Origin of the sequence: Streptomyces sp. C36, assembly GCF_040932295.1 — a bacterium.
GTDB lineage: Bacteria > Actinomycetota > Actinomycetes > Streptomycetales > Streptomycetaceae > Streptomyces > Streptomyces triculaminicus.
Genome location: NZ_JBFQGI010000005.1, coordinates 523,773 through 539,425, shown reverse-complemented (window position 1 = coordinate 539,425; position 15,653 = coordinate 523,773). Strand labels below are relative to the sequence as shown.

Sequence of the window (15,653 nt, the reverse complement as noted above, 5' to 3'; positions counted from 1 at the left end):
TGCGCGCGCGGGGCCAGGCCGGGTGTTGCTCCAACCGGAATGGTTGCCGATCCTGGCAGAGCCGTCGGCTCGCAACAAGGGATTCCGTCGCCACTTTTTGACTGGGCGACGGAATCGGTGCTCGGGGGCGCCAGGGCCGGGGGGCGGCCGTGCGGGGGCGCCGGGGGCGTTGTCAGTGGCCTGGCGCACAATGGCGGTCTGTTGCATCCCGGGGGAGGAGATCTCATGGACACCACGGAGACGACGGAGACGACAGCCGCGGCGACGGTGCGGGCGCGGCCCGCCGGCCCGGCGGACGGGCCGCGCTCGGTGACGGATCTGACGGCCGCCGTGGCCCGCGGCGAGCGGCTGAAGTACGTGTACTTCTGGGGCCACCGGCCGCCCCGCGACGGCGGCGTCGGGGCGAGCTGCTTCAGCCAGTGGTGGCCGTCGCCGTTCTCGGTCGACGGGACCGTCTACGCCACGGCCGAGCACTGGATGATGGCGGGCAAGGCGCGGCTCTTCGGCGACGCCGAGGCGGAGGCCCGCGCCATCGCCGCCACGCACCCCAAGCAGGCCAAGGACGCCGGGCGTTCCGTGCGCGGCTTCGACGACGAGCGCTGGCGCCGGCACCGCTTCGACCTGGTGGTCGAGGGCAGCGTGCACAAGTTCGCCCAGGACCCCGAGCTGTGCGCCTATCTGCTCGGCACGGGCGACAGGGTGCTGGTGGAGGCCAGCCCCCTGGACCGGATATGGGGCATCGGGCTGGCCGCCGACGACGAGGCCGCCCAGGACCCGGCCCGCTGGCGCGGACTGAACCTGCTGGGCTTCGCGCTGATGGAGGCCCGTCAGCGCCTGGCGGAAACCGGCCAGGGGGCGGGCGCGGCCGGCTCGGCGAAGTAGACGTCGTAGGTGGAGTTGGCGTCGGGCTCGTCGTCGCGCCCGCCGGTGTCGACCGGGGTGACGATGACGAGCGCGATCATCAGCGCGGACAGCACGAGCGCCACTCCGCCCAGGATGATGCCCGCCAGGGCCTGGCCCGCGTTGTTCGCCTCCCCGCGCTTGGCCTTGCCCCGCCCGATCACGCCGAAGACGACCGCGAGCACGCCGAAGACGACTCCGAGCACCATGCTGACCGCGAAGACCACGCCGAGGATGCCGAGCACCATCGCGGCGAGGCCGAGCCCGTTGTTGGGCGCCGCCGCGGGGCCCGGCCAGCCCTGCCCGTAGCCCGGTACGGGGCTGCCCGGATAGCCGGGGGCGCCCACGGCGTAGCCGGTCGGCCCGTGGAGCGGCTGACCGTAGGGGGCCTGGCCGTAGGGGCCCGCCGGCGGGTAGGGGTACTGCGGCTGCGCCGGGAAGGGCTGCGGGTAGGCGGCGGCCGGGGCGTACGGTGCGCGGTAGTCGCTCGGGGTGCCCGGGCCCGTCGGGGCCGGGGGCACCGGCGGCACTCCACCCTGCTGCGGCACACCGGGGCCCGCGGCGCCCGCGGGCGGGAACGGCGGCCCGGCGGGGCCGGGATATCCCGGGCCGCCCGGCCCCGGCGGCACGGCCATGGCGGGGTGCGCGGGCGCCTCGTGTGCTGCCCGTCGCTCCGGCGGCGCCCAGGGATCGATGTGCTGCGGCTCCGGCTGCGCGTTGTCCTTCTCGGACATGGCCCTCCCCAGTCGGTACTCCGTCATGCTAAGGCCTGAGCACGGAGCCGATACCCCCCGCGCATACGATGATCGGTGCACCAGCCACCCAGCAGCCATGGAGGCCCGCATGTCCGTACTCGACTCGTTCATCGCAGGGCTCCCCAAGGCGGAGCTGCATGTGCACCACGTGGGCTCCGCCTCCCCGCGCATCGTCGCCGAACTGGCCGCCCGGCACCCGGACTCGCCGGTGCCCACCGACCCCGAGGCGCTCGCCGACTTCTTCACCTTCCGCGACTTCGCCCACTTCATCGAGGTCTACCTCTCCGTCGTCGACCTGATCCGCGACGCCGATGACGTCCGGCTGCTGACCTACGAGGTCGCCCGCGACATGGCCCGACAGAACATCCGCTACGCCGAGCTGACCGTCACCCCCTTCAGCTCCACCAAGCGCGGCATCCCGGACACCGCCTTCGTCGAGGCCATCGAGGACGCCCGCAAGGCGGCGGAGTCGGAGCTGGGCGTGACGCTGCGCTGGTGCTTCGACATCCCCGGCGAGGCCGGCCTCGAGGCCGCCGAGGAGACCACCCGCATCGCCTGCGACCTGAAGCCGGAGGGCCTGGTCTCCTTCGGTCTCGGCGGGCCCGAGATCGGGGTGCCCCGGCCACAGTTCAAGCCCTACTTCGACCGGGCGATCGCCGCCGGGCTGCACAGCGTCCCGCACGCCGGCGAGACCACCGGCCCGCAGACGATCTGGGACGCCCTGACCCACCTGCGCGCCGAGCGCATCGGTCACGGCACCAGCGCCGTCCAGGACCCGAAGCTGCTGGCCCACCTGGCCGAGCACCGCATCCCGCTCGAGGTCTGCCCCACCTCCAACCTCGCCACCCGGGCCGTCACCGATCTGGAGCGGCACCCCGTCAAGGAGATGGTCGCGGCGGGCGTGCTGGTGACGATCAACAGCGACGACCCGCCCATGTTCGGTACGGACCTCAACACCGAGTACGCGGTGGCCGCCCGCCTGTTGGAGCTGGACGCGCACGGCGTGGCCGCGCTCGCCAGGAACGCGGTGGAGGCGTCGTTCATGGACGCGGCGGGCAAGGCCGCGCTGACCGCCGAGATCGACGCGTACACCGCCGCCTGGCGCGGCTGACCCGGCTCCCCCGCCACAATGATGCACATGGCTCCCACGGACACCGCGTTCGCCGCCGTCACCGCCGTCGCCCACCGCGGCGACCCCTATGTGCACCGCGAGAACACCCTGCCCTCGATCCACTCGGCGCTCCAGGCGGGCGCCGGGGCGGTGGAGATCGACGTCCGGCTGACCCGCGACGGCGTGCCCGTGCTGCTGCACGACGCGACGCTCGAGCGGCTGTGGCGACACGAACGGGCCCTGGCCGCGCTGACGGTCCCGCAGCTGCAGGACCTGACGGGCGGCCGGGTGCCGACGCTCGCCGAGACCCTCTCCGGAGTCGGCGGGGCCCTGTCGGCCTCCTCAGGACGGCTGTTCGTCGACCTGCCCGACCCGTCCGCCGCGGCGGCCGCCGTCGCCGAGGTGCACGCGGGCGGGGCGGCCGGGCACGTGTACTACTGCGGCGGCCCGGCGTCCATGCTCGCCGTGCGCCGCGCCGACCAGGACGCGGAGATCGCGCTGACCTGGACGACGCTCGCGCCACCCCGGCCGGCGCTGCTCGCCGAGGTGCGCCCGCGCTGGCTCAACTACCGCTTCGGGCTCGTCACCCCGGAGCTGGTCGCCCGCGACCACGCCGCCGGGCTGCTGGTCTCCGCCTGGACCGCCGACACCCGCCGCACCATGCGGCGGCTGCTGGGCGCGGGCGTCGACTCGATCACCACCAACCGCATCGGCACGCTGCGGTCCCTGCTGCGCCCGCCGGCCTGAGCCGACGGGTCACAGCCCGGCTAGCGGCCGGGGTCGCAGCCCGGCTCACGGCCCGGGTCACAGACCGACGATCTCGTTCCACTCCTTGGCGAAGCCGGGGCGCTCCTTGGCGGTCATGTCGCGGGCGGTGGCCAGCCGCCGGCGCATGTCGTCGCTGGGGAAGACCAGCGGGTTCGCGGCCAGCTCGGCGAGCTCCTTGTCCTTGGACGAGGCCAGGACGTCACGGGCGGCCGGCACCGGGCAGACGTAGTTGACCGCCGCCGCCAGGCGCGCGGCGACGTCGGGCCGGTAGTAGTAGTCGATCAGCCGCTCGGCGCTGCGCTTGTGGCGGGCGAGGTTGGGGATCATCAGGCTCTCCGCCCACAGCTCGGCGCCCTCCTCGGGGACGACGAACTCGATGTCCGGGTTGTCGGCCTGCAGCTGGATGATGTCGCCGGAGTAGGCCTGGCAGGCCAGGACGTCGCCGGAGGAGAGGTCCTTGAGGTAGTCGTTGCCGGTGAAGCGGCGGATGTGCCGCTTGGCGACGAGGCGGCGCAGCTGGTCGGTCATGCGGTGGAAGTCGTCGGCGGTCCAGCGGGTGACGTCGGCGCCGTTGCCCTGCATGAGCAGGGAGAACGCCTCGTCCATGCCGGACAGCAGGGTGACGCGGCCGCGCAGGTCGTCGTGCCACAGCTCGGAGGTGCGCCGGATCTCGCGGCCGAGCTTCCTGCGGTTGTAGGCGATGCCGGTGATGCCGGACTGCCAGGGGACGGTGTGCAGCCGGCCGGGGTCGAAGTGCGGCTTGCGCAGCAGCGGGTCGAGATTGCGGGCGACGTGGGGCTGGGCGGCGCGGTCCATCTCCTGGACCCAGCCGAGCCGGACGTAGCGCGAGGCCATCCAGTCGCTGACCACGACGATGTCCCGGCCGGTCTCCTTGTGGTTCATCAGGGCCGGGCTGATCTTGCCGAAGAACTCGTCGTTGTCGTTGATCTCCTCGGTGTATTTCACCGAGACGCCGCTGGTCTTCTCGAACTCGTCGAGCGTCGGCCGCTTCTCCGGGTCGTCCTCGTCCGCGTCGATGTAGAGCGGCCAGTTGGCGAAGACGAGCCGCTTGTCGCGCTCGGAGAGGTCGGCCGCGGCCCGGTCGCCCGGCGCGACGTAGGCGGCCGGCACCCCGCAGCCGGCGAGGGCCGCGGCCCCGGCGCCGGCGCCCAGCGCGCGCAGCACGGTTCGGCGGGAGAGGGGCTTCACGGGCTTTACTCGCATTCCGGCGACGGCGGGGCAAGGCGGTACGGGCACGGCGGTACGGGCCACGGCGGTACCGGCCGTTCGGCCGGGCGTCGATGATACGCGCACGCGCGTACGGAACGTACACGCGTGCGCGAAGGCGCCGGGATCAGCCCAGCGAGGTCATCACGTGCTTGATGCGGGTGTAGTCCTCGAAGCCGTAGGCCGAGAGGTCCTTGCCGTAGCCGGACTTCTTGAAGCCGCCGTGGGGCATCTCGGCGACGAGCGGGATGTGGGTGTTGATCCACACGCAGCCGAAGTCGAGCGCCTTGGACATCCGCATGGCGCGGCCGTGGTCCTTGGTCCACACCGAGGAGGCCAGGGCGTACTCGACGCCGTTGGCGTAGGCGACGGCCTGCTCCTCGTCCGCGAAGGACTGGACGGTGATGACGGGGCCGAAGACCTCGTGCTGGACGATCTCGTCGTCCTGCTTCAGCCCGGAGACGACGGTCGGGGCGTAGAAGTAGCCCTTCTCGCCGACGCGGTGGCCGCCGGCCTCGACCTTGGCGTGGGCGGGGAGCCGCTCGATGAAGCCGGTCACCTGCTGGAGCTGGTTGGCGTTGTTCAGCGGGCCGTAGAGCACGTCCTCGTCGTCCGGCTGCCCGGTCCTGGTGTCGGCGGCGGCCTTGGCGAGGGCGGTGACGAAGTCGTCGTGGACGGACTCGTGGACCAGGACGCGGGTGGCGGCCGTACAGTCCTGGCCGGCGTTGAAGTAGCCGGCGACCGCGATCTCCTCGACGGCCTTGGCGATGTCGGCGTCCTCGAAGACGACGACGGGCGCCTTGCCGCCGAGCTCGAGGTGGACGCGCTTGAGGTCCTTGGAGGCGGACTCGGCGACCGACATGCCGGCCCGTACGGAGCCGGTGATGGAGGCCATCGCGGGCACGGAGTGCTCAACCATCAGGCGGCCGGTGTCGCGGTCGCCGCAGACGACGTTGAAGACGCCCTTGGGGTGGCCCAGCTCCTCGAGCACGCCGCCGACGATCTCGGCGATGAGGACCGTGGAGGCGGGGGTGGTGTCGGAGGGCTTGAGGACGACGGTGTTGCCCGCGGCGAGCGCCGGGGCGAACTTCCACACGGCCATCATCATCGGGTAGTTCCAGGGGGCGACCTGGGCGCAGACGCCGACCGGCTCGCGCCGGATGATGGAGGTCATGCCCTCCATGTACTCGCCGGCGGAGCGGCCCTCGAGCATCCGGGCGGCACCCGCGAAGAAGCGGATCTGGTCCACCATCGGCGGGACCTCTTCGCTGCTGGTGAGGGCCAGCGGCTTGCCGGTGTTCTCCGACTCGGCGGCGACCAGCTCCTCGGCGCGCGCCTCGAAGGCGTCGGCGATCTTGAGGAGCACCTTCTGGCGCTCGGCGGGCACCAGGTCGCGCCAGGCCGGGAAGGCGGCCTCGGCGGCGGCCATGGCCGCGTCGACGTCGGCGGCTCCGGACAGCGGGGCGGTCGCGTACGCCTCGCCAGTGGCCGGATTGACGACCTCGGTGGTCCGCCCGTCGGCGGCGTCCCGGAACTCCCCGGCGATGTAGTTACGCAGGCGGCGCAGCTCGGTGGTCACGTTGTGCCACCCCTTCTGTTCGGACGTCCAGTGTCTGAGACGCCCAGCCTAATCTTTGAGGCCACGCTTTCGACATACCCGATCCCCATGAACAACGGAATCAGTTATTTCGCAGCTGATCCACAACGAATTTCATCGCTCAATGCTTGCCACACCGTCGAGTCCTCATGCACAGTGGGCTCGTGGCCACTCGTAGCGCAGATCCCAAGAGCGTGAACAGCGCGCAGCCGATCGATGCCGTCTCCCTGGCGATCATCGAGCAGCTCCAGGAGGACGGACGCCGTCCCTATGCGGCGATCGGCAAGGCCGTCGGACTGTCCGAGGCGGCGGTCCGGCAGCGCGTGCAGAAGCTGCTCGACCAGGGCGTCATGCAGATCGTCGCCGTCACCGACCCGCTCACCGTGGGCTTCCGGCGGCAGGCGATGGTCGGCGTCAACGTCGAGGGCGACCTCGACCCCGTCGCCGACGCCCTGACCGCGATGGACGAGGTGGAGTACGTGGTCGTCACCGCGGGCTCCTTCGATCTCCTGATCGAGATCGTCTGCGAGGACGACGACCATCTCCTCGAGACGATCAACAAGCGCATCCGCACCCTGCCGGGCGTGCGCTCGACGGAGAGCTTCGTCTACCTCAAGCTCCGCAAGCAGACCTACACCTGGGGAACCCGATAGCCGTGAGCAAGGACCTCTCCCGAACCGCGTACGACCACCTGTGGATGCACTTCACCCGCATGTCCTCGTACGAGAACGCCCCCGTGCCCACCATCGTGCGCGGCGAGGGCACCTACATCTTCGACGACCGGGGCAAGCGCTACCTCGACGGCCTCGCCGGGCTGTTCGTGGTCCAGGCCGGTCACGGCCGTGCGGAGCTCGCCGAGGCGGCCAACAAGCAGGCGCAGGAGCTGGCCTTCTTCCCGGTGTGGAGCTACGCCCATCCCAAGGCCGTCGAGCTCGCCGAGCGGCTGGCCCACTACGCCCCGGGCGACCTGAACAAGGTCTTCTTCACCACCGGCGGCGGCGAGGCCGTCGAGACCGCCTGGAAGCTGGCGAAGCAGTACCACAAGCTCACCGGCAACCACGGCAAGTACAAGGTCATATCGCGGGCCGTCGCCTACCACGGCACCCCCCAGGGCGCCCTGGCCATCACCGGCCTGCCGGCCCTCAAGGCACCCTTCGAGCCGCTGGTCCCCGGCGCGCACAAGGTGCCCAACACCAACATCTACCGCGCGCCCGTCCACGGCGACGACCCGGAGGCCTTCGGCCGCTGGGCCGCCGACCAGATCGAGCAGCAGATCCTCTTCGAGGGCCCCGACACCGTCGCCGCCGTCTTCCTCGAGCCCGTCCAGAACGCGGGCGGCTGCTTCCCGCCGCCGCCCGGCTACTTCCAGCGGGTGCGCGAGATCTGCGACACGTACGACGTGCTGCTCGTCTCGGACGAGGTCATCTGCGCCTTCGGCCGCCTGGGCACGATGTTCGCCTGCGACAAGTTCGGCTACGTCCCGGACATCATCACCTGCGCCAAGGGCATGACCTCGGGCTACTCCCCCATCGGCGCGGCCGTGATCTCCGACCGCATCGCCGAGCCGTTCTTCAAGGGGAACAACACCTTCCTGCACGGCTACACCTTCGGCGGGCACCCCGTCTCGGCCGCCGTCGCGCTCGCCAACCTCGACATCTTCGAGCGCGAGGGCCTCAACCAGCACGTGCTGGACAACGAGTCCGCCTTCCACGCCACCCTGTCGAAGCTGCACGACCTGCCGATCGTCGGCGACGTGCGCGGCAACGGCTTCTTCTACGGCATCGAGCTGGTGAAGGACAAGGCGACCAAGGAGTCGTTCACGCCGGAGGAGTGCGAGCGGCTGCTCTACGGCTTCGTGTCCAAGAAGCTGTTCGAGAACGGGCTGTACTGCCGGGCCGACGACCGCGGCGACCCGGTCATCCAGCTCTCGCCGCCGCTGATCTCCGATCAATCGACGTTCGACGAGATCGAGCAGATCGTCCGCGGGGTCCTCACGGAGGCCTGGACCAGGATCTGACCCCCCGCACCACCACCCGACGGGCACCCCCCTGCCATCTCGCGGCCCGTCCCCACGCCGTGGCCCACGTGCGCGCACCGCTCCCCCGCGCGCCGTGGGCCACGGCACGTTCCCCGAATCCCGGAAATGCGGGCCCGAAACCTCGGAATATGAGCCCGATGGGAGGAAAGTGGGGCGCTCCAGCGCCGAGCCTGGACGGGGGCTAGGATCCCGGTTCCGTACGGTGCCAGTGACCCAATGGCCTCCGGTTCGTTCACCCGGACAGGGGAACGAACCCTCTCAGCGACCCGAGGTGCTCGATATGGTGGCCCCGCCGGACAACGACGTGCTCTGGGCACGTGGCCTGCACTACTCCTACAGCGGTTCACCGGCCCTGACCGGTGTGTCCATCGGTGTCCGCGAGGGCGAGATCCTCGCCGTGACCGGGCCCCGTGGGTCCGGGAAGACCACGCTCCTCAAATGCCTCTCGGGCCAGCTCCTGGCGGACCCCGGCGAGGTGTGGTTCAACAGCGCCCCCGTGCACACCCTCTCCCGCGGCGCGCGCGAACGGCTTCGGCGGGAGCGGTTCGGCTGGATCGACTCCCGGCCCCACCTGGTCCCGGAGCTGACGGGCTGGGAGAACGCCGCTCTGCCGCTGCTGGTCCGCGGCACCACCCACCGCGAGGCCAAGCGGACCGCCACCGAATGGCTCGAACGCCTGGACGTCGGCGACTGCGCCCGCAAACGGCCCGGCGCGCTGACCCAGGCCCAGCGCCAGCGCGTCGCCATCGCCCGTGCCCTGGCCGCCGACCCCACGGTCGTCTTCGCCGACGAGCCGACCGCGCCGCTGCACCAGGTCGACCGCGCCCAGGTGCTGCGCACCCTCACCACGGCCGCCCGCTCGCACCAGATCACCGTCGTCCTGGCCACCCTCGACGAGGAGAGCACCGCCCTCGCCGACCGTACGGTCACGCTCGTCGACGGCCGCCGGGGCGGCGCCATCCCGGCTCCCGACGCGTCCGAGGGGGAGGGCAGGGCCGCGTGCTCAGTCTCCGCCTAGCGCGCGGCGCGCACCCGCTCGTCCTGCTGCGGCGGCTGCTGGTGGCCCTCGCCGCGGCCGGGGTCGGCTTCCTGCTGCTGTGCAGCCTCGGATACGCGGTCGCGCACCCGAAGGCCACGCAGGAGTCGCTCGTCCGCCTGCTGTGGTGCGCCGCGCCGCTCGCCGCCGTCGTGCAGTTCGCGCTCGCCGTCGCCCGCAACGACCCCGCCACCCGGCCCCGCGACGGCCTCGACGCCATCGGCCTCGGCCCGGTGCGCCTGTCGGTCCTCGCCGCCGCGTCCACGGCCATCGCCTGCTCGCTGGGCAGCGCCGCCGCCCTGCTGGTCTACCTCGAGCTGCGCGGAGACCTCGGCGTCACCCCGCTGAGCGGCGCCGCGTCCGGGCTCCTGGACGGGCGGGCGGCCCTGCCCTGGGGAGCCGCCCTGACGCTGCTGGGGCTGCTCCCGGCGCTGTCGGCGGGCGCGTGCGCCATCGCACTGCGCCCGCGCAAGGAGCGCGCCGGAGGCGCGCAGGCGCCCGACACCACCGCCGACGGCGAGGCGGCGCCCACTACGGCGCGGGCGCCCCGGCCCTCCTACGCGGGGCTGCCCTGGGGTGTGGCGATCATCGCCTGCGGCCTCGCGCTCGAGGCCTACGTCGGGCACGGCCCGGCCCCCGCCCCGAACTCGCTGCTGGCCCTGCCCGGCCAGGAGGGCGGCGCCTCCCCCGGCCTCCTCGGCGGCTGGCTCCTCGCCTCCCTGGGCCTCGTCCTGGCCGGCCCCGGCCTCACCCACTGGTCCGGGGTGCTGCTGTCGTCCGGGCGGCCCGGGGCGACGCGCCTGCTGGCCGGGCGGATGCTGCAGGACGCGGCGACGCGGATCGGCCGCCCGCTCGGGGTGCTGTGCGCGGTCGCCTCGGGAGCGCTGGCCGCCGTCGAGCTGTACGGCGCGGCCTGGGAGCGCTCGGGGCCCCGGCCGTTCGGGCCGCTGACCGGACTGGGCGCGGCGGTGGTGATGGCCTGTGTGACGGCGACGGCGATCACGGCCGCCCTGGACGCCCGGCAGCTGCGCTCCGACACCACCTCGGCCCTGCACCGCCTGGGCGTTCCCGCCTCGCTGCTGCGCGGCGCCGCGGCCGTGCGCGGCCTGGTGCTGCTGGCCGTGCTCGCTCCGCTGACCTGGATGATCGCCGAGCTGACCGCGCTACCTTTGATGCGCTGACGTAACGAGCGGGAGCAGCGGCTCTTGACCAATTCTTGACTCAAGGCAACTTCGACGCCGAAAAGTACGTCTGCTTCATACGTCTGCTTCAAAAGCACGACGGGCATTCAGGCGAACGGAGCTATCGGTGATCATCGGCCTTGTCACGGCTGTCGCGGCCTCGGCGTGTTACGGCACAGGTTCGGTCCTGCAAGCCGTCGGGTCGCGCAAATCGGCCCGCAGGGAGGCCGCGGCGGCCCCCGGCACGGGCACCACCCAGCACGGCGGCCCGAGCCTGTCGTCCACCGCGAAGGCGGCGGTGACCTGGGAGTTCATGGTCGGCACGGTCCTGGACTTCGTGGGCTTCGCGCTCGGTGCCCTCGCCGCCCGGATGCTGCCGCTCTTCCTCTCCCAGACCGTCATCAGCGCCAACCTCATCGTCACCGCCCTGCTGAGCATCAAGCTGCTGGGCATACGGCTGAACCGTAAGGAGTGGCTGTCGATCGGCGTGGTCTGCTCGGCCCTGGTGCTGCTGGCGACCGCCGCCGGCCACGAGGGCAACGGCGACGCCGCCCGGTCCACCCACTGGTGGCTGCTGATCATCTCCGTGGTGCTGATGGGCGGCGGCTGGATCGCCGTCCACTTCCTCGGCTCGCGCGCCGCGATCCTCGCCGGCCTGCTCTCCGGCCTCGGCTTCGGTGCCATCGGCGTGGGCGTGCGCATCCTCGACGGCATCGACCCGTTCGACCTGGGCGCCCTGATCGCGGACCCCGCCCTCTACGCCATCCTGATAGCCGGCGGCGTCGGCATGTACCTCCACACCGTCGCGCTGCAGATCGGCTCGGTCAACGGCGCCACGGCCGCCCTGGTCGTCGGCGAGACCGTCCTGCCCGGCATCATCGGCGTCCTCTGGCTCGGCGACACCTCCCGCGAGGGCTTCGCGTGGATGGCCGTCCTCGGCTTCCTGCTGGCCGTGGCGGGCGCGGTGGCGGTGGCGTGGTTCGGCGAACCGGACGCCCACGCGGCCACCCCGGCCCAGACGCCGGAACCGGAACCCACAGCCGTCAGCTGACGCTTCCACTTCAAACGCCGGACGGGCTGACATGGTCAGCCCGTCCGGCGTTTGGGGACACGGGGCCCGGGGCGGAGCCCCGGTTACGGGAAGGGGCGGGGTGGGGGAAGAACCACGACCTCGTCCACCGAGAACCCGGCACCCACCCGGTCACCCACCTCAGGAGCCTCCACGAGCGCGCACGCCGCCTCGATCTCCGGCCCATCGGCGGGCCGCAACCGCACCACGACGTGATCCCCCCGGAACGTCCGGCCCGCGACCGTACAGGCCAGCCCCTCCCCCGCCGGCACCAACCGCACCCCGGCGGGCCGGACGAGCAGGCAGCCCTCTCCCTGCCGCGCCCCCGCCGGCACCGGCAGCCGCCCCCACGCCGTCTCCGCGGACGCGCCCCGCACCGTCGCGGGAACCACGTTCTCGAACCCCAGGAAGCGCGCCACGAACTCCGACGCCGGCCGCTGCCACACCTCCAGCGGGGTGCCCGCCTGGGCGACGCGCCCGTCGCGCATCACGACCACCCGGTCGGCGAGCGCGAAGGCCTCGCCCTGGTCGTGGGTGACCGCCAGCACCGTCGTCCCCAGCCGGCCGAACAGCGCGCGCAGCTCGACGACCAGGCGCTCGCGCAGGCTCCGGTCGAGCTGCCCCAGCGGCTCGTCGAGCATGAGCAGTCGCGGCTCGGGCGCCAGGGCCCGGGCCAGGGCCACGCGCTGCTGCTCGCCGCCCGACAGCGCGCCCACGGGCCTCTTCTCCGCCCCCGGCAGGCCCACCAGGTCCAGCAGCTCGCCGACCCGGCGCTCGGTCTCGGCGCGCGCGGTGCCGCGCATGCGCAGGCCGAAGGCGACGTTGCCGCCGACGTCCCGCTGCGGGAAGAGCTGGTGGTCCTGGAACATCAGGCCGACTCCGCGCCGGTGCGTGGGCACCTGGGCCTGGTCCCGGCCGGCGAGGAGCACGCGGCCGGCGTCGGCCCGCAGCAGCCCGGCGACCACCCGCAGCAGGGTGGACTTGCCGCTGCCGCTGGGCCCGAGCACGCACACGATCTCGTGTTGGGCGACCTCGAGGTCCACCGCGTCCAGCGCCGCGCGCTCGCCGAAGCGGACGGTCACCTCTTCGAGCCGAAGCATCTAGAACTCTCCCGTGCGGTCGGTGCGCACCCGCTCCAGCACCAGCAGCGCCACGGCGCACACCAGCATCAGGATGGTGCTGAGGGCCATCGCCTGCCCGTAGTTCATTTCGCCGGGGCGGCCCAGCAGCCGGGCCACGGCCACCGGGAGGGTGGGGCTGTCGGGGCGGGCGATGAAGACGGTCGCCCCGAACTCGCCCAGCGAGACCGCGAAGGCGAAGCCCGCGGCCACCGCCAGCGCCCGCCCCACCAGGGGCAGGTCCACCTCGCGCCAGGCCCGCAGCGGGGAGGCGCCGAGCACCGCCGCCGCCTCGCGCAGCCGGGCGTCCACGGCGCGCAGCACCGGCAGCATGGTGCGGACGACGAAGGGCACGCCGACCAGCGCCTGCGCCAGCGGCACCAGGATCCAGGAGGTGCGCAGGTCCAGCGGGGGCTCGTCCAGGCTGATCAGGAAGCCGAAGCCGACGGTCACCGCCGAGGTGCCCAGCGGCAGCATCAGCAGCGCGTCGAAGCCGCGTACGAGCCGTCCCTCGCGCCGGGTGAGGGCCGCCGCGGCGAGGCCACCCACGACGACGGCGATGGCGGTGGCGGCCAGCCCGTAGGCCAGGGAGTTGCCGATCGCCTCGAGCGGGGCGACGACGAACGTCCCGCCGTTCTCGCCAGCCGAGGCCAGGGCGCGGTAGTAGGTCAGGCCGTAGCCGTCGGGTCCGTCGAAGGAGCGCAGGACCAGCACCAGCAGGGGGACGACCACGAGCAGCGCGACGACGGCCAGGACCGAGCCCAGCAGCGTCCACTCGGCGGCGCCGCGCGGCCGGTGGGCGGTGCCGGCGGCGTCGACCAGGTGCAGCGTCGCCTCGCGCCGGCGCACGGTCCGGGCGTGCACGCCCAGCAGCGCGGCCACCGCCGCGAACTGCACCAGGGTCAGGACGGCGGCCGTGGGCAGGTCGAGCAGCTGCGCGGTCTGCTGGTAGATCTCCACCTCGAGGGTGGCGTAGCGGGGGCCGCCGAGGATCTGGATGACGCCGAAGGAGGTGAAGGTGAAGAGGAAGACCATCAGGGCGGCGGCCGCGACCGCCGGAACCAGCGCGGGCAGGGTCACCCGCCGCCAGGCCGCGAACCGCCCGGCGCCCAGGACGCGTGCCGCCTCCTCCTGGCGCGGGTCGAGCTGCGCCCACAGGCCGCCGACGGTGCGGACGACCACCGCGTAGTTGAAGAAGACGTGCGCGAGGAGGATCGCCCAGACCGTGGTGTCCAGGCGTACGCCCCACAGCTCGTCCAGCAGCCCGCCGTGGCCCAGCAGGGCCAGGAAGGCCGAGCCCACCACCACGGTGGGCAGGACGAAGGGCACGGTGACCACGGCCCGCAGCAGACGCTTGCCGGGGAAGTCGAAGCGCGCGAGGACGTACGCGCCGGGCAGCGCGAGGAGAAGCGTCAGCGCGGTGGAGGCGGCGGCCTGCCAGGTGGTGAACCACAGGACGTGGCCGATGCGCGGGTCGGTGATCACCTCGCCGACGCGGGCGAACTGCCACTGCCCCCCGTCCTTGAGGCCGCGGCCGACGATCGAGGCGACGGGGTAGGCGAAGAAGACGCCGAAGAAGGCGAGCGGCAGGGCCATCAGGCCGAGCCGCGTCGCCGTGCGCCGGGGGCCGCCGCCCTGGGGGGCGGCGGCGTCGCGGGGGGCTACCTCAGGACGAGCGAGGACCATTCCTTGACCCACTGGTCGCGGTTCTGGGCGATCTTCTCCGGGGCGAGCGTCTCGGGCTTGTCGATCCGCGCGCCGTACGTGGTGAAGACCTCGGGCAGCTTGGCGTCGTCGGTGGCGGGCTTGACGAACATCTGCAGCGGCATGTCCTCCTGGAACCTCTTGCTCAGCAGGAAGTCCAGGAGGGCCTTGCCGCCCTCGGTGTTCTTCGCGCCCTTGAGCAGACCGGCGAACTCGATCTGCCGGAAGCAGGTGCCGGTGGACACGCCGGTCGGGCCCTCCTTGGGCGCCGGCTTCACGCCGAGCACCTCGGCGGGCGGGCTGGAGGCGTAGGAGACCACGAGGGGCTTGTCGCCCTTGGCCTTCTTTCCGGCGGCGGAGCCGGAGAAGCGGTCGTTGTAGGCCTGCTCCCAGCCGTCGACGACCTCGACGCCGTTGTCCTTGAGCTTCTTCCAGTAGTCCTTCCAGCCGTCGTCCCCGTACTTGGCGACGGTGGCGAGCTGGAAGGCGAGGCCGGGAGAGGAGGTCGCGGAGTTCTCGGTGACCAGGAGGTTCTTGTACTCCGGCTTGACCAGGTCGTCGAAGGACTGCGGCGGGTCCAGCTTGTGGTCCGCGAAGTAGGCCCGGTCGTAGTTGACGCAGATGTCGCCGGTGTCGACGGGCGTGACGCGGTGCTCGGCCGCGTCGGCCTGCAGGCTCTTGGGGACGCGGTCCAGGCCCTTGGCCTCGTACGGGGCGAAGATTCCCTTGTCGAGGGCGCGCGAGAGCAGGGTGTTGTCGACGCCGAAGAAGACGTCGCCCTGGGGGTGGCTCTTGGAGAGGATCGCCTGGTTGACGGCCCGGCCGGCGTCCCCGCTCTTGAGGACCTTGACCTTGTAGCCGGTCTGCCGGGTGAACTCCTCGAGCACGGCGTCGGAGGCCGCGAAGGAGTCGTGCGAGACCAGGGTGACGGTCTTGCCCTTCGACTCCCCCGAGCCCTCGTCGGAGCCCCCGCAGGCCGCGAGGACGGGCAGGCCGAGCGCGGCCGCGGCGGCCGCGCCGACGGCACGCCGGAGATGGGTGTTCATGGTGGTGCTGACTCCCTACGCCGGTACTAACCGGATCAGGTCCGAGGGTCTGCGGGCCGTGCCGCACTCTCAGCGCTCGCTGCGCTCCCCTGTCGGATGTTCA

The 15,653-nt window shown here is 72.5% G+C and carries 14 protein-coding genes and 1 riboswitch; of the genes, 8 read left to right on the top strand and 6 right to left on the bottom strand.

Annotated elements, in window-relative coordinates:
- Positions 1–225: 225 nt before the first annotated feature.
- Positions 226–882 (top strand): NADAR family protein, encoded by a 657-nt coding sequence (locus AB4K12_RS18820; RefSeq protein ID WP_368435224.1) that lies wholly within the window; start codon positions 226–228, stop codon positions 880–882.
- Here AB4K12_RS18820 and AB4K12_RS18815 read toward each other — a convergent pair.
- Positions 828–1,634: a DUF4190 domain-containing protein gene (locus tag AB4K12_RS18815; RefSeq protein WP_368435223.1), complete on the bottom strand. Its 807-nt coding sequence runs from the start codon at positions 1,632–1,634 to the stop codon at positions 828–830. The genes AB4K12_RS18820 and AB4K12_RS18815 overlap by 55 nt on opposite strands.
- A 109-nt stretch (positions 1,635–1,743) precedes the next feature.
- Here AB4K12_RS18815 and AB4K12_RS18810 point away from each other — a divergent pair, with 109 nt between their 5' ends.
- Together AB4K12_RS18810 and AB4K12_RS18805 are read left to right on the top strand one after the other, a co-directional pair.
- Positions 1,744–2,766: an adenosine deaminase gene (locus tag AB4K12_RS18810; RefSeq protein ID WP_368435222.1), complete on the top strand. Its 1,023-nt coding sequence runs from the start codon at positions 1,744–1,746 to the stop codon at positions 2,764–2,766.
- A 27-nt stretch (positions 2,767–2,793) separates the two neighbouring features.
- Positions 2,794–3,513 carry a glycerophosphodiester phosphodiesterase gene (locus tag AB4K12_RS18805; RefSeq protein ID WP_368435221.1) on the top strand — a complete coding sequence of 240 codons (720 nt, stop codon included), beginning with the start codon at positions 2,794–2,796 and terminating at the stop codon, positions 3,511–3,513.
- A 57-nt stretch (positions 3,514–3,570) separates the two neighbouring features.
- Here the strand turns inward: AB4K12_RS18805 and AB4K12_RS18800 are convergent, their stop codons facing one another.
- Complete coding sequence (locus AB4K12_RS18800) at positions 3,571–4,758, bottom strand: spermidine/putrescine ABC transporter substrate-binding protein (protein ID WP_368435220.1); 1,188 nt, start codon at positions 4,756–4,758, stop codon at positions 3,571–3,573.
- Positions 4,759–4,888: 130 nt separating this feature from the next.
- Entirely contained in the window at positions 4,889–6,340 is a 1,452-nt protein-coding gene (locus tag AB4K12_RS18795; protein ID WP_368435219.1) for a gamma-aminobutyraldehyde dehydrogenase, read from the bottom strand.
- Between the two features lie 167 nt (positions 6,341–6,507).
- On the opposite strand from AB4K12_RS18795, the gene AB4K12_RS18790 reads away from it, so the two are divergent.
- The 5 genes from AB4K12_RS18790 to AB4K12_RS18770 all read left to right on the top strand — a co-directional run bounded on the left by AB4K12_RS18790 (position 6,508) and on the right by AB4K12_RS18770 (position 11,664).
- The gene (locus AB4K12_RS18790) at positions 6,508–7,011 is read left to right on the top strand and encodes an Lrp/AsnC family transcriptional regulator (protein ID WP_086568439.1); all 504 of its coding nucleotides are present in this window, start codon (positions 6,508–6,510) and stop codon (positions 7,009–7,011) included.
- Positions 6,996–8,375, top strand: coding sequence for an aspartate aminotransferase family protein (locus tag AB4K12_RS18785; RefSeq protein WP_362250677.1), 1,380 nt, complete (start codon positions 6,996–6,998; stop codon positions 8,373–8,375). The genes AB4K12_RS18790 and AB4K12_RS18785 overlap by 16 nt, the downstream gene beginning before the upstream one ends.
- A 301-nt stretch (positions 8,376–8,676) precedes the next feature.
- Positions 8,677–9,414 (top strand): ABC transporter ATP-binding protein, encoded by a 738-nt coding sequence (locus AB4K12_RS18780; RefSeq protein ID WP_368435218.1) that lies wholly within the window; start codon positions 8,677–8,679, stop codon positions 9,412–9,414.
- On the top strand, positions 9,396–10,613 hold the full coding sequence (locus AB4K12_RS18775; RefSeq protein ID WP_368435217.1) for a hypothetical protein: 1,218 nt from the start codon (positions 9,396–9,398) through the stop codon (positions 10,611–10,613). Before AB4K12_RS18780 ends, AB4K12_RS18775 begins: the two co-directional genes overlap by 19 nt.
- A 127-nt stretch (positions 10,614–10,740) precedes the next feature.
- Positions 10,741–11,664 carry a hypothetical protein gene (locus AB4K12_RS18770; RefSeq protein ID WP_368435216.1) on the top strand — a complete coding sequence of 308 codons (924 nt, stop codon included), beginning with the start codon at positions 10,741–10,743 and terminating at the stop codon, positions 11,662–11,664.
- An 83-nt stretch (positions 11,665–11,747) separates the two neighbouring features.
- Here AB4K12_RS18770 and AB4K12_RS18765 read toward each other — a convergent pair whose 3' ends face one another.
- The 3 genes from AB4K12_RS18765 to AB4K12_RS18755 form a co-directional block, all read right to left on the bottom strand.
- Complete coding sequence (locus tag AB4K12_RS18765) at positions 11,748–12,782, bottom strand: ABC transporter ATP-binding protein (protein WP_368435215.1); 1,035 nt, start codon at positions 12,780–12,782, stop codon at positions 11,748–11,750.
- Complete coding sequence (locus tag AB4K12_RS18760) at positions 12,783–14,396, bottom strand: ABC transporter permease (RefSeq protein ID WP_368435296.1); 1,614 nt, start codon at positions 14,394–14,396, stop codon at positions 12,783–12,785. It abuts the gene before it with no gap.
- Positions 14,397–14,461: 65 nt separating this feature from the next.
- The gene (locus AB4K12_RS18755) at positions 14,462–15,550 is read right to left on the bottom strand and encodes a thiamine ABC transporter substrate binding subunit (protein WP_368435214.1); all 1,089 of its coding nucleotides are present in this window, start codon (positions 15,548–15,550) and stop codon (positions 14,462–14,464) included.
- Positions 15,546–15,651: riboswitch (TPP riboswitch) on the bottom strand. (Overlaps the previous gene by 5 nt.)
- Positions 15,652–15,653: the final 2 nt, after the last annotated feature.